The sequence below is a fragment of the Actinoplanes sp. CA-252034 genome (assembly GCF_050956125.1).
Taxonomy (GTDB): domain Bacteria; phylum Actinomycetota; class Actinomycetes; order Mycobacteriales; family Micromonosporaceae; genus Actinoplanes.
Window position 1 is genome coordinate 8,380,917 of the sequence record NZ_CP191846.1, and the last position, 12,801, is coordinate 8,393,717.

At 67.8% G+C, this 12,801-nt stretch carries 11 protein-coding genes and 2 pseudogenes; 8 read left to right on the forward strand and 5 right to left on the reverse strand.

Annotation, left to right across the window (positions count from 1 at the left end; translation table 11 throughout):
• The first annotated feature begins 15 nt into the window (after window positions 1-15).
• The 3 genes from ACQPZW_RS37960 to ACQPZW_RS37970 all read left to right on the forward strand — a co-directional run bounded on the left by ACQPZW_RS37960 (window position 16) and on the right by ACQPZW_RS37970 (window position 4,152).
• Window positions 16-1,338 (forward strand): tachylectin-related carbohydrate-binding protein, encoded by a 1,323-nt coding sequence (locus tag ACQPZW_RS37960; RefSeq protein ID WP_433790845.1) that lies wholly within the window; start codon window positions 16-18, stop codon window positions 1,336-1,338.
• A gap of 135 nt (window positions 1,339-1,473) precedes the next feature.
• A complete protein-coding gene (locus ACQPZW_RS37965; RefSeq protein ID WP_433790846.1) occupies window positions 1,474-2,799 on the forward strand; it encodes a tachylectin-related carbohydrate-binding protein in 1,326 nt (441 codons plus the stop codon).
• Window positions 2,800-2,847: 48 nt separating this feature from the next.
• A complete protein-coding gene (locus ACQPZW_RS37970) occupies window positions 2,848-4,152 on the forward strand; it encodes a M23 family metallopeptidase (protein WP_433790847.1) in 1,305 nt (434 codons plus the stop codon).
• A 223-nt stretch (window positions 4,153-4,375) separates the two neighbouring features.
• On the opposite strand, the gene ACQPZW_RS37975 is transcribed toward ACQPZW_RS37970, so the two are convergent.
• The gene (locus ACQPZW_RS37975; protein WP_433790849.1) at window positions 4,376-4,585 is read right to left on the reverse strand and encodes a transposase; all 210 of its coding nucleotides are present in this window, start codon (window positions 4,583-4,585) and stop codon (window positions 4,376-4,378) included.
• Here ACQPZW_RS37975 and ACQPZW_RS37980 point away from each other — a divergent pair.
• The 3 genes and pseudogenes from ACQPZW_RS37980 to ACQPZW_RS37990 form a co-directional block, all read left to right on the forward strand.
• The gene (locus ACQPZW_RS37980; protein ID WP_433797899.1) at window positions 4,547-4,693 is read left to right on the forward strand and encodes a hypothetical protein; all 147 of its coding nucleotides are present in this window, start codon (window positions 4,547-4,549) and stop codon (window positions 4,691-4,693) included. The two genes, ACQPZW_RS37975 and ACQPZW_RS37980, sit on opposite strands and share 39 nt — an antisense overlap.
• A 214-nt stretch (window positions 4,694-4,907) precedes the next feature.
• Window positions 4,908-5,324 (forward strand): annotated as a pseudogene (locus ACQPZW_RS37985) (GAF domain-containing protein); the annotation flags it as partial.
• Window positions 5,325-5,541: 217 nt separating this feature from the next.
• Window positions 5,542-5,637: pseudogene (locus ACQPZW_RS37990) on the forward strand (hypothetical protein); the annotation flags it as partial.
• A 220-nt stretch (window positions 5,638-5,857) separates the two neighbouring features.
• Here ACQPZW_RS37990 and ACQPZW_RS37995 read toward each other — a convergent pair.
• Together ACQPZW_RS37995 and ACQPZW_RS38000 are read right to left on the reverse strand one after the other, a co-directional pair.
• Entirely contained in the window at window positions 5,858-7,540 is a 1,683-nt protein-coding gene (locus tag ACQPZW_RS37995) for a CocE/NonD family hydrolase (protein ID WP_433790850.1), read from the reverse strand.
• Between the two features lie 53 nt (window positions 7,541-7,593).
• Window positions 7,594-8,028 (reverse strand): zinc-binding dehydrogenase, encoded by a 435-nt coding sequence (locus ACQPZW_RS38000; protein WP_433790852.1) that lies wholly within the window; start codon window positions 8,026-8,028, stop codon window positions 7,594-7,596.
• 126 nt (window positions 8,029-8,154) lie between these two features.
• Here ACQPZW_RS38000 and ACQPZW_RS38005 point away from each other — a divergent pair.
• A protein-coding gene (locus tag ACQPZW_RS38005; protein WP_433788777.1) for an IS3 family transposase occupies window positions 8,155-9,554 on the forward strand; the annotation gives its coding sequence in 2 pieces (ribosomal slippage) (window positions 8,155-8,488 and window positions 8,488-9,554; 1,401 coding nt in all).
• Between the two features lie 12 nt (window positions 9,555-9,566).
• On the opposite strand, the gene ACQPZW_RS38010 is transcribed toward ACQPZW_RS38005, so the two are convergent.
• Entirely contained in the window at window positions 9,567-9,827 is a 261-nt protein-coding gene (locus tag ACQPZW_RS38010) for a hypothetical protein (RefSeq protein WP_433790853.1), read from the reverse strand.
• Window positions 9,828-10,225: 398 nt separating this feature from the next.
• Between ACQPZW_RS38010 and ACQPZW_RS38015 the strand changes: the two genes are divergently transcribed.
• Window positions 10,226-10,882, forward strand: a complete 657-nt coding sequence (locus ACQPZW_RS38015; protein ID WP_433790854.1) for a TetR family transcriptional regulator — start codon at window positions 10,226-10,228, stop codon at window positions 10,880-10,882.
• Between the two features lie 1,090 nt (window positions 10,883-11,972).
• Here ACQPZW_RS38015 and ACQPZW_RS38020 read toward each other — a convergent pair.
• The gene (locus ACQPZW_RS38020; protein ID WP_433797632.1) at window positions 11,973-12,791 is read right to left on the reverse strand and encodes an IS5 family transposase; all 819 of its coding nucleotides are present in this window, start codon (window positions 12,789-12,791) and stop codon (window positions 11,973-11,975) included.
• Between the last annotated feature and the right edge of the window lie 10 nt (window positions 12,792-12,801).

Consider the following 12,801-nt stretch of genomic DNA (forward strand, 5'->3'; position numbering starts at 1 on the left):
CATCGGAGCCGTTACATGCGTCCTTTCCGCGGCCGGTCATTCCGGTCGATCATTCCCGTCCTCACCCTGATGGCCGGGACCGGCGTCGTCGCCGTCGTCGCCCCCAGTACGCCCGCGTTCGCCCAGGCCCGCTGCACCGCGGACGTCTCGGTGTACGGTGCCCTCGCCGACGGCCGCCTCACCTACACGGTGATCGACCCCGACAACGGCAACCTCGACCATGTCGTCACGTCGACCAGCACGATCGGCTTCACACCGGTCGCCATGGCGACACTCAACTTCAACACCGTCCTCGTCACCTCACCCAACGGCGGGCTGTACCGCATCGACGTCGGCACCAACAAGGCCTCGCTCGACTTCAGCGTCTCCGACCGCATCGAAGGCGGCTGGACGCACAAGCTGCTCACCTTCGACGGCAAGGGACACCTGTACGGCGTCACCACCGGCGGGCAGCTGCTGCAGTACCTGGTCTCGCGCGACAAGCCGGGCGCCGACCAGATCGGCCAGCGCCGGGAGATCGGATCCGGCGGTTTCACGCTGAAGACCCTCGCCGCCACCGGCGACGACCGGCTGATCGCCACCACCGCGACCGGCGAGCTGATCAGCTACTCCATCAACGCCGCCGGCGTTCACACCCGCCAGGGACTCGACGGCGACGGCTGGCAGAGCTTCGAGAACCTGGTGTCACCGGGCGGCGGGCTGTACTACGGCAAGAACCCCGACGGCGCGATGTACTGGTACGAGGACGACAACCCGGCCGACGGCTCCGGCTCCGACATCTCCTACCACCTCGACGACCCGGTCGCCTCACGCGGCTGGACCCAGTACCTGTTGTCTGCGCAGCCGGCCACCTGCACGTCGGTCGACTCCGGAAACCGGATCCGCAGCAAGATCGCCACTCTCGCTCTCGGCGAGGTCGGCACCCCCGAGTCGGCCTGCGACCGCTACAACAGCGACTGCAACGGCGGCGCGGTCGCCTGGTGCGCGATGTTCGCCACCTGGACCTGGCTCTCGGCTGGAATCTCCGGCGTGCCGCGCGGCCAGTACTTCGCCCAGGGACTGGGCAAGTGGGGCGTCGACAACCGGTTGTTCAAGTGGCGGTCCAGCAGCACCCACGGCAGCCCGAAGATCGGCGACTGGGTGATCTACGGGCCGCCCCAGGCCACCGGCGGCGGCCATGTCGACGTCGTGACGTCGGTGCGTCCCGACGGCACCCTCACCGTCGTCGGCGGCAACGTCTCCAACAAGGTCACCAAGCGAACCATCGACCCGGAAACCGCCCGGATGGGCGCGGACGACCTCCTCATCTCCGGTTACGTGTCGCCGCCCTCCGCCTGACCACCCCCGCCGGATCCCCTCGACGTCCTTTCCACCGGCCCGCCGGCACGCACACCGCGACCCGGCACGCTCCCTGCTGCCCTCGGGCCGTCCAACAACCCGCACGGGACCACCGTGCCTGTCACTGGAGAACCCATGAGCCTGCTCCATCGCAGTCTGGGCATCGCCTTGTCGGCGGTCACCGGCTGCCTGGCCGCCCTGCCCGCCGTGGCGGCCCCTCCGGCCCCCGTCGTGCCGCTGTCCTCCGACACCGCCGCGATGGCCGCCCTGAACCCGATCGCCTGCCAGGACAGCGGCCCGTCCAGCGAGGACAGCCGCCTCGCCGCCGCCCTCAGCCCCCAGCTCACCGGCGATCTCGTGGGCACCGTCAACGCGTACCAGATCTCCTGCGCCCGCGCGGTCGTCGACACCGTGCGCAACGGCAACTGGGACCGCCGCGCCGCGGTCATCGCCATCACGACCACCATCGTGGAAAGCCGCATGAACAACTGGGACGGCGGCGACCGCGACAGTGTCGGCCTCTTCCAGCAGCGCGATCCGTGGGGGTCCCAGGAAAACCGCCTCGACCCGGCCTGGTCGACCAACGCCTTCCTGGCCGCGATGAAACGCAAGTACCCCAACGGTTCCTGGAAGAACGAGGAGATCGGCAAGGTCTGCCAGAAGGTGCAGGTCTCGGCGTTCCCGGACCGCTACCAGCCGCAGGCCGCCAACGCCGAGAAGATCGTCTCGGCCCTCTGGGAGAACGCCGGGCCGCCGCACATCACCCCCGTCTACGGCGTCACCGACGACCAGTTCCTGACCTTCTCCACCATCAACTCCCAGGACGGTTTCACCGGCATCGTCACCTCGACCCGGAAACTGCCATGGGCACCGGCCGCGATGACCGCGCTGAACTTCAACACCCTGCTCCTGACCCGCGGCAGCGCCCTGTACCGGGTCGACGTCATCACCAACCGCGACTCGCTCGTCTTCAACGACCCGGTGCTCGTCACCGACACCGGATGGAACTTCGACCGGCTCGCCTCCGACGGGGCCTATGTGTACGGCATCAACGCCGCCGTCGGCCATCTGCACCGCGCGTTCATCAGCCGGCAGAAGCCCACCGAGGGCACCATCAGCGTCCCGCAGGACCTGGGCCGCGGCTACACGCACCGGGCCATCGCCGGCATCAGCCGCGGTGAGCTGCTCGCCGTGAGCACCGCCAGCGACCTGCACCGCTACAGCTACGAGGACGACAACGCCTTGGTGGAACACACCGCCCGCGCCGACTTCACCCGCAGCTGGGACGCGGTCCTGGCCAGCAACGGACGGTGGTTCTACGGCCGGACGGTCAGCGGCGCCCTGCGCCAGTACGAGGACCCGAACCCGGACAACAACAGTCTCGCCGACGTGAAGATCGGCCCGCTGATCAACACGGGCGGCTGGACCCAGGCACTGCTCGCCGCGGTCCCCGGCCGCTGACGCGCCCTCTCCCCTCCACACCACCGTCACCCTCGAAAGCAGACAATCGTGCGCACTCTCTCGTACCGCGGCGCAGCAGCCGCTCTCGCCCTCACCAGTCTTGGGCTCCTGGGGCTCACGGCGCCCGCCGCAGCCGAACCCGGCACCATGTCCGAGGACCCGGCGGTCACCGCCGCCGCCAGCCGCCCGCTGTTCCAGCTCCCCTTCGCCTGCGGCGACAAATGGCGACTCGGAACCTACCCGGGCCACGACGACTACGACATCGACATGTTCCCGATCGTGGGTGAGGCCCTCAACCGGCCGATCCTGGCGTCCTACGGCGGCAAGGTCGTCAACAAGGGCTACACCAACGGCGGCGGCAACGGCGTACGCATCGACCACGGCAACGGCTGGCAGACCCTGTACCTGCACATGGTGGCTCCCGCGGCGGTCAACGAAGGCGACACCGTCAGCCGCGGCCAGCAGATCGGCAAGGTCGGCAACACCGGCAGTTCCAGCGCCGCACACCTGCACTACGAACAGCTCCTGAACGGCGCGAAGACCGAGTCCTACTTCAACGGCAGCCCGTCGGGCATCACCGACGACGGGACCAGCACCTCACGCGTGGTGGAGAGCCGCAACTGCGCCACGGTGGCGCCACGCGATCCGGTCGGCGTCTACGGCGTGCTCGACAGCGGCGAGCTCTACTACGCCGTGGTCGACCCCACCACTAACAAGCGAGTGCACACGGTCACCTCCACCGACAAGATCGGCTTCCTGCCCAAGGCCATCGTCGCGCTCAACCACAACACCCTGCTCGCCACCTCACCCGCGGGTGGCCTGTACCGCATCGACGTCATCACCAACAAGGCATCGCTGCAGTTCAACCGGACCGCCGAAGCACTGGAAACCGGATGGACCCACGAACTGCTGGCCTTCGACGGCGCCTACCTGTACGGGGTGGCCGACGGACACCTGATGCGCTACGTGGTCAGCCGCCCCAAGCCCACCGACGTGAGCATCGGCCAGCGCACCGTCTTCGGACGCGGCTACACCCTGTCCACCCTGACCGCCATCGCCCCGAAACGGCTGCTCGCGGTCTCCAACGACGGCTCGCTGCTGTCGTACTACGTCCCGAAGACCGGCGACCCCAGCCGCTACGAGCTCAAGCCGGGCCGGTGGTCCAGCGTGAACCAGCTGATCTCCGGTGGTCAGGGCTACTACCTCGGCCGCGCGGACAACGGCGGCCTCCGACCGTACATCGACGCCGACCCTTACGACGGCAACGGTGACGATCTCACCTACGGCCCCTGGGTCGACGAGAGAGGCTGGACCCAGCACCTGATCACCGCGGTGCCGACCTACAACGACTGATCCACAGCATGGGGCCGGGCCGGCACACCGGCCCGGCCCCATCGGCGCGGGCATCATCGGCGGGACTGCGCCGCTATCGGGCTGAGGCGCGGCCGACAGGAATTCAGACTCGACCCGTACGCATAGCCGAACCCGGCCACGCCACACCAGGGCGCCGGCGACCCAAGAAGGGGGCTGTCAAGATGACGGCTCTGGCGCAGAAACGGTGGTCGAGGTGATCTGCCTATGCGAGCAGGATTCGCTGGCGTAGGAGGCCGAAGCCGGCACGGCCGTACATTTGCCGTTTCAGGAACTTGACCTGGGTGTTGGTGCCTTCGATCGGGCCGTTGCCGTAGGGCAGGGTCAGGCCGGCCACGACGGCGGGCAGGTCCATGCGCAGGCCGTGGACGAATCCATGCAGAGCGGGCAGGTCGTCGGCATCGACGCGGGTCATCCAGACGTCGAGTTCCTTTCCGCGGCGGCCGGTGAGCAGGCCGGCGAGGTGCTGGACGCGCTCGGCGAGGACGGTCAGGTGCGCGCAGGAGGCGAGGAGATCGTCTAGATGCTGGCGGTGATGGGCGGGTAGGTCCGGGTTTGGTCATCAGCCACGACACCAGCCGGCGCGGTGAGGGTGGTGTGCGGATCGCATCGGCGCGGCCTTGGTTGAGGTAGCGACCAGCAGGTTCGCGCTGCCGGCGGGCTGACAGGCTTTGAACCTGCGACCTCTGTGGAAGGGCCAGCGGTTCCTCCTACGCGCGTGCATCAGCGGGTGGGCCATGCTGAACCGGCGAAGCGTCGTCATTCCTGACATCTATGCCGACCCGCGGATACCGCACGACGCCTACCGGCCCATCTTCGTCCGCAGCTTGATCATGGTGCCCATCCGTGCCCACGATCCGATCGGCGCCATCGGCGTCTGCCGGGCCAGCCATCACGCCGCCGGCCCGGACGAGGTCGCCCTCGTGCAAGCCCTCGCGGACACCACCTGCGTCGCCATCGAGAACGTGCGGCTTATCAACCGCGACCTCGAGACCCGGGTCCGGGCCCGCACCGCGCAACTGGAGAGGCTGCTGAGCATCGTCAGCCCTGAACTCCGCAATCCCCTGCTGGCCGTGTTGGGCACCCTGGAAATACTCGGCGACGAACAACTGCCCTGCGCTGTCGAGGCGCTCATCCGCCTGATGCAGCGTAACGCCGACCGGATGCTGTACATCGCCAACGACCTGATCGACGTGGACCGGCAGCGGTCGGGCACCTTCGTGGTGCGGCCCGAGCTCACCACTACCGGCGGCATCGCCCGTCAGGTCGCCGACACCCGCCGGCCCCCTCGCCCGTGCCGCCGGGGTCCGTCCTGGCAATCGATGTCCCCGACCTTCCGCTCACGTCGACCCGCACCGTATCTGCCGGGCCCTGGTCAACCGGGTCACCAACGCGGTCAAGTTCTCCCCACCCAGCGGCACCGTCACGTTCACCTGCGGAAGCGACCGTGCCGTCACCACGTTCACGGTCGCCGACCACGGCCGCGGTATCCCTGCCGACCAGCTCGGCCGGATCTTCGAGTGGCAAGCGCAGGTCACCCCGGACACCACAGCCGCATCGCTCACGGCGCCGGCCTCGGCCTGGCCATTACCCAGACCCTCGTGCACGCCCACCACGGCACCATCACCGTGCACAGCGATCCGAGCGAGGGAACCCGCTTCGCCGTCCACCTACCGGCTCCCACCGATCACCTGCCACCGCGGCCCTCTGATGAACGATTCGTGGGCAGCAGCACGGCGGAGGGGTGGGCGTCGTCGTGCAGGATTTCGAGGTGGGTGATGTGGGCTTTCGTGGCTGTCGCGATCGGTTCGTCGCTGCCGAGGTTGCGGGCGAAACGGGGAAATGCCCCGGCGGAGATCTGGATGCGCAGGCGGTGGCCGCGCTGGAAGACGTACGCGGTGGGTGACAGCTGCACGGTGACTTCGGTGGTGCCGTCGGGCCGGACGGTGACCAGGTCGTCGCAGATGTTGATCGACTTGCCGCGTTCGTCGACGTCGCAGAGCCGGACGAACAGGTCGCAGCTGGGCCGGTCGGCGCGTAGCCACACCTGTGCCGTGACCTCGCCGATGACTTCCAGGTCGGACTCGAGCACCGGTGAGGTGAAGGTCAGCACATCGGGTCGTTTCTCCAGCGGCCGGTTGTCCTTGGGACCGGGACCGTTACCGTCCAGCTTCGGCCCGCCCACCGACGGGGTCGGGTCGTTCGGGTCGTAGGTGAAGGTGCTCGGCGGCGCGGCCGGGTTCACGCCGCGTTCCAGCGCGCCGCCGGAGCGCAGGTGCCAGCGCTGCTGCGGGTAGCCCGCGGGCGGCCACTGGTCGAAGTCGCGCCACTGCTTGATGCCCATCACGAACAGCCGTACTGGTGCCCGCTCGGCTGGCTGCTCGCCGCCCGCAAGGGCGGCACCCCAATCGACCACCTGCCCGATCGCGGCGCCCATGCCCGCCGGGTCGGCGTGCCACCACGGGCCGACGGTCAGCCGGGGGTTGCGGCCGGCGTCGGCCAGGGCCTGGAAGTCATGCAACTGGTCGGTCAGGAAGATGTCGTACCAGCCGGTGATCGAGCTGACCGGCACGGTCACGTCACCGACGGTGCCGCTGTGGTCGGCGTCCTTCCAGTACGGGTCGTTCTGGTCGTGGCGCAACGTCTCCTGGAAGAACGGCGACTGGTGGCCGAGCAGCGCCTTGTCGACGTCGGTCAGGGGAAGTGTGTTCATCGCGGCCGTGACGTGTCTACGGTCCAGGCCGAGCATGGAGCGCAGCAACGCTCGTGGCCGCTCCTGAGTCTCGGTGTTCCACACCCAGTTGGTCAGCGTGTCGAGCTCGAACCGGCCGGGGCGCAGCAGGGTCAGCGCCAGCCGTGATGAGGAGATGTGCGGGATCATGGCCTTGACCTGCACCGGTGATTCGGCGGCGATCGCCCACTGGGTGTAGCCGAAGTAACTGGAGCCGGCCAGCACCACGCCGCCCTTGGCCCACCGCTGTCCGGCCAGCCAGCGCAGGGTGGCCAGGCCGTCCTCACGCTCGTGGCGCATGGCCAGAAACGTGCCGCCGGAGCCGAAGGTGCCACGGCTGCGCACCATCAGCACATGCATGCCCCGCTCGGCGATGGCGCGTCCGTACATCCAGCCCAGCGGACCTCCCGGCCCGTACGCGGTGCGCACCACCACGGTGGGCAACTGGTCCAACGGAGTGCCGGCGGAGGCTGCGGGCGCCCAATGGTCGGCGAGCAGGGTGACGCCGTCCCCGACGGTGATCGGGATGTCCCGTTCGACGGTCACGTCGCGGGTGACGGCCGGCGGAAGCTTCAGCATCCGCTGTCCGAGCCGGCCGGCCAACTTCGTGGCGAAGTTGTTCTTGGGGCGTGTGCTCACGATGTTCTCCTGTGGAATCGGACGAAGCGATGCGGGCCGAGGGTGAAGCGGCCTTACGGGACGAGGACGACGCGGCCTGGGGCCGTGTGCTCTTGCAGTCGTTGGTGAGCGGTCGCCGCCTCGGCGAGGGGTAGCAACTCGATCTCGGTGTCGGCGAGCCCGGAGGCCGTGGCCGTCAGGGCGGCGGCCGCGGCGTCGGGAACGGCTTCCGGGTGCGCCGGCAGGTAGCCACCGGCGTTGAAGCCGGCCACGATGACGTTGCCCTGCCAGATCGTGTTGCCGTTGACGCCGTGCTCCCAGTCACCACTGGCGTTGCCGACCAGCAGCAGCCGGCCGCCCGGGGCAAGCAGTTGCAGGCTCTGGGTGCGGACCCGCCCACCGACCGGGTCGACGATCACGTCGAACTTCTCGTCGCCGAGGGCGTCGAGCATGGTGGCCGAGCCGACGATCTGGTCGTACGGCAGCCTGCTGGTGGCCGCCGCGGCCACCCGATCCCCTGTCTGTCAGGGTGAGTTGGGGCCAGCGGCTCATAGCAAGTCCGCCGGACAGGGCGAGTTCAGGATCGAGAGTCGTTGAATACTGCTGTTGACGTCGTGGCCGTCCAGGATGGGGTCATGAGTCGCAAGAAGGGTCCGCGTGCGGACGGGCCTCGGGCACGCCGGTCGTTCACGCCGGGGCAGAAGCTGGAGTTGCTGGCCGGCTATGAGCAGGCCGTCGCGGCCGGTGAGGGCGGGGCGTTTCTGCGGCGCGAGGGCTTGTACTCATCGTTGATGTCGGAGTGGCGCCGGTCCCGGGACGCGGGATTGTTGCAGGGTAAACCTGCTGGTGAGACGGTCGGGCGGCCCAGTGTCGAGCAGGCCGAGATCGCCCGGTTGCGGCGGGAGCTGGCGCTGGCGCAGGCGAAGCTGGCGCGGACGGAGACGGCGTTGACGATCATGGGAAAAGCGCACGAGCTCTTGGAGGACATCTCCAGGAGCGAGCCGGACGGTCCGGACGTCTTCGGGCTCGGCAAGCGCTGATGGACGCCTTCCAGGCGTTGACGGGTGCGGGGACCACGACCCGGGCTGCGGCGGTGATGACCGGCATCTGCCGGTCCAGCGCCGATCGGGACCGGCGCCGGCCGAGCCCGTCACCTTCGCCGCGTCCGGTGCCGGCGAACGCGTTCACCCCGGCCGAACGCGACCGGGTGCTGCGGCTGCTGGACAGTCCGCAGTTCGTCGACGCTGCTCCGGCACAGGTCTACGCCGCTCTGCTCGACCAGGGCGTCTACGTCGGCTCGATCGCGACGATGTATCGGATCCTGCGTGAGCACCGGCAGGTCCGTGAGCGTCGCCGGCTGGCCCGACATCCGGCCCGCGCTCGCCCGGAGCTGGTCGCCGACGGGCCACGGCAGGTGTTCAGCTGGGACATCACGAAGCTGGCCGGCCCGGTGAAGGGCTCCTACTTCGACGCCTACGTGATGATCGACGTCTACTCCCGCTACATCGTCGGCGTCCGGGTGCACTCCCGTGAGTCCGGCCCGCTCGCGGCGTCGATGATGCGGGAGGTGTTCGACGTCCACGGCATCCCGCACGTGGTTCACGCCGACCGGGGTACGTCGATGACCTCGAAATCGGTGGCGGACCTGCTCGAAGACCTGACCGTGACCCGGTCACACTCGAGGCCGAAGGTGTCCAACGACAATCCCTACAGCGAGGCCTGGTTCAAGACGTTGAAGTACGCGCCGGTCTTCCCGGACCGGTTCGCGTCCCTCGCGGACGCGCGGGTGTTCATGACCGACTTCGTGACCTGGTACAACAACTGCCACCGGCATTCCGGAATCGGCCTGCACACCCCCGCCGAGGTCCACCACGGCCGCCACCACACGGTCCGCGCCGACCGCGAGGACACCCTCGCCGCGGCCCGCGCAGCCCACCCGGAACGCTTCGGCACCGACCGGCTCCTACCCAAGATCCTCGACCTGCCCAAACAGGTCTGGATCAACAAGCCGGAGCCGGAACTTCAAGCCGCTTAACTCCCGCTGGCCTCAAATCCTTGACACGTTCCGATCACCGCGCACGGTGCCGACCACCCGGGCCGCCCCGAGCTGCTTGGCGATGCTGGGGAACGCCGCCGCGAGCGCGCCGAACGCCCCGTGCACCAGGACCCGCTCCCCCGGGTGCAGCTGGATCGGGCCGGTAAGAGCGACATGGGCCATCAGCGCGTTGGGCACGACGGCCACCGCCAGCGCAGGCTCGAGTTCGTAGGCCTGCGTCGACAGCACCCTGGACCGGTCGCTGACATACACCGATGCGTAACCGCCAGTGGCTGATGCCGAGAGGGTCACCACCTTCTCGCCGATCGCCAGATCGGTGACGCCCTCACCGAGAGCCCGTACCGTGCCGGCGACCTCGAGACCAGGAACGACGGCGGTTGCGGCAGACCGGGCACACCCTCGTACAGCCCCTGCCGGAGGTAGACGTCGATCAGCCCGACCGCGGCGTGGGACACGTCGATCGCCACCTGCCCGGGCCCGGGCTCAGGGTCCGGCAGCTCCGTGAGCGCCAGGACCTTCGCCTCGCCGAACTCGGTGACCTGTACAGCCTTCATGACAACCCTCCGCATATAACGCACTCGGTGATGCGTTAAGTGGCGCCAGCGTAAGCAGAAGAGATAGCGCAGCGCAAGGTGCGTTATATTTGCCTCATGCGGCAGCGGGCACGATCGGTCGATGACAAGCAACGTCGTTCTGAAGACCTGTTGGTGGCCGCCGAAGCGGTCGCCCTCGAGCGGGGAGGGGTCCGGTTCGTGACGCTGGCCCCGGTCACCGAGCGAGCCGGCCTGCACCGCACCGGGGTGCGGCGCTACTACTCCAACAAGGAGGAACTGCTCCTCGAGCTGGCCGAACGCGGTTGGCAACAGTGGAGCGCCGCGATCACCGGCGAGGTCCGAGACGCCGACGGCCTCGGACCGCGCGAGGTGGCCCTGGTGCTGGCCGACACCATCGCGTCCCTGCCGGTTTTCTGTGACCTGCTAACCCATGTGACGTTGAGCCTGGAAGGCGACGTCGACATCGAGCGGGCCCGGCAGTACAAGACCAACGCGTTCGCCGCCTACGACGAGATCGTGGTCGTTCTGGATCGGGTGAGTCGCATGACCGTCGACCAGATCCAGGCCCTGCTGGCGGCCACGCTCGCCTTCGCCGCCAATTTCTGGCAGGTGTCACACCCCACCCCGACGCTGGCGGCACTGTACGAGCAGGTGCCTGACTGGGGCCACGTCGCTCTCGACTTCAGACCCCGGCTCCGGCTGCTGCTCCAGTCAACCGCCATCGGACTGACCGAGACACTCGCCGCCACCTGACGAGCACGGCCAGCGCAACCCGCCGGAGCCGGACGCGCGGCCTATTTGGCGCTACTAACCGTAGGTCGATGCCGTTGGCACAACCGGTCCTTCCAACAGATCACGCGGCAGCTTCCAGACCGAATACCACTCCAGGCATATGATCACCGACGTCCTCCCAGCGGTCTGACCCGAAAACAGTGGGCCGTGGTGCCTTCTCGGCGATACGTCGACCGGAGGGAGGATCATTACCGTGCCGATGTCGACCGAGGTCGATATGGCCTGATAAGAGCCCGGCGTCATACTGGCCGCGGTCAGCATTGTCGGCACCGGTGATCCCACCTCGGCGGCCGATCCCGAGCAAGACCAACCCGACACCTTCCGCATCGTCGACGGCTGGACCTCAGCCGCCGCGGTCGAAGCGCACGCCACCCACCCCAACGTCCCACGCGTCGCCGAACAGCTACCCGCTGCACGCCGCGGGCACATCGGTCGACCGCCGGGACTACCGCGGACACCCGGGAACAACTTTCGCGGTCTACCACCAACCACGATCATGGATTCACCGGCGCCGGACAGAACCGGCCAACCCGGCGAAGATCACCGTACGGACGTTGGTGTCATCAAGGTGTCGAGATCGTCCACATGAGAGCGACAACGCGGCGACGGTCAACATCGCCGACGAGGAGACCCGTCACGTCGAGACTCGATCACTCCAGCCATGAACGCCCTGCTCAACGGAGGTCCCCGAAAGCGAGACCGAAGCACATGGAGGAGTCAAAAGCTGTTGAGTACGAGCAGACCGCGAGGAGCGGCCAGAATCCCAGGGCAAACCGTACGCGCGTACGTGCAAAAATACGTGTCACGCCGCCACGGACGCATCGTTGTCCGGACATGCAAAAGGCCAGCTACGCTGGCCTTTTGCTAAGTCGGGCTGACAGGATTTGAACCTGCGACCCCTTGACCCCAGCAGCTGAAAGGCCCAGCGACGTGCTCAGTAACGTCTTCCCAGGTCGTCGATAAGCATACCAAGGTGAGTTAGAGGGCATCTGATCCTCTAAGAGGGCATCTGATCCCGGCATGTCCGTTCGGCAGTGAAATGCAGTGATAGTCAACGCCAGGTTTGGGTGCATTCGCCGGTCAGTCTGAGCATGATCGTGTTAGACATCGCCCACTGGACCATCGCCACCGAACGCTGCGGGAGCGCCTCGTAGTCGCGGACTAGGCGCCGGTGCTGCATCAGCCACCCGAACGTCCGCTCGACCACCCATCGACGTGGAAGGACATGAAATCCCTTCTCTGCACGGCGCGGCACCACCTCGACGTCGATGCCGAGTCCTGCGCCATGACGCAGCACCGTGTTCTGGTAGCCGCCGTCAACCCAAACCTTGCTCACCCTCGGGTGGTCTCCGGCAAGCGTGCTCAGCAGACCCTTGCCGGCGGCAGTGTCGGACACCGACGCCGCGGTGACCACTACCGCCAGCAGCAGCCCGAGAGTGTCGGTAGCGATGTGCCGTTTCCGTCCCTTGATCTTCTTCGCCGCATCGATTCCCTGCTCGGATTCCTTTACGTTGCAAGACGTCTTGACGCTTTGAGCATCCAACACCGCGGCGCTCGGCTCGGCATCTCGGCCGAGAGCCTCACGCACCCGCGACCGCAGAAGATCGTGGATACGAGCCGTGGTGCCGTCCTTCTCCCACTTGGCGTAGTAGTCATAGACCGTCTTCGCCGGCGGGAAGTCGTGTGGCAGGTACTCCCACGCCATGCCGGTCCGTGCCACATACAAGATCGCATTGACGATCTCCCTCAGATCATGGACCGGCGGCTTGATCCCCAAGCCCCGCCGCGCCTCACGCCACTGCACCAGAACAGGCTCGATCAACGCCCACCGGGCATCCGACAGGTCCGTTCGATATGGAAGTCGCCCCATCCCCATGCTC

Excerpts from the sequence above, each read along its gene's own strand:
- ACQPZW_RS38015 (WP_433790854.1), top strand. The coding sequence starts at position 10,226 with ATGCGGCAGCGGGCACGATCGGTCGATGACAAGCAACGTCGTTCTGAA.
- ACQPZW_RS37965 (WP_433790846.1), top strand. The coding sequence starts at position 1,474 with ATGAGCCTGCTCCATCGCAGTCTGGGCATCGCCTTGTCGGCGGTCACC.
- ACQPZW_RS37960 (WP_433790845.1), top strand. The coding sequence starts at position 16 with ATGCGTCCTTTCCGCGGCCGGTCATTCCGGTCGATCATTCCCGTCCTC.
- ACQPZW_RS37980 (WP_433797899.1), top strand. The coding sequence starts at position 4,547 with ATGCAGAGCGGGCAGGTCGTCGGCATCGACGCGGGTCATCCAGACGTC.
- ACQPZW_RS37975 (WP_433790849.1), bottom strand. The coding sequence starts at position 4,585 with ATGACCCGCGTCGATGCCGACGACCTGCCCGCTCTGCATGGATTCGTC.
- ACQPZW_RS38020 (WP_433797632.1), bottom strand. The coding sequence starts at position 12,791 with ATGGGGCGACTTCCATATCGAACGGACCTGTCGGATGCCCGGTGGGCG.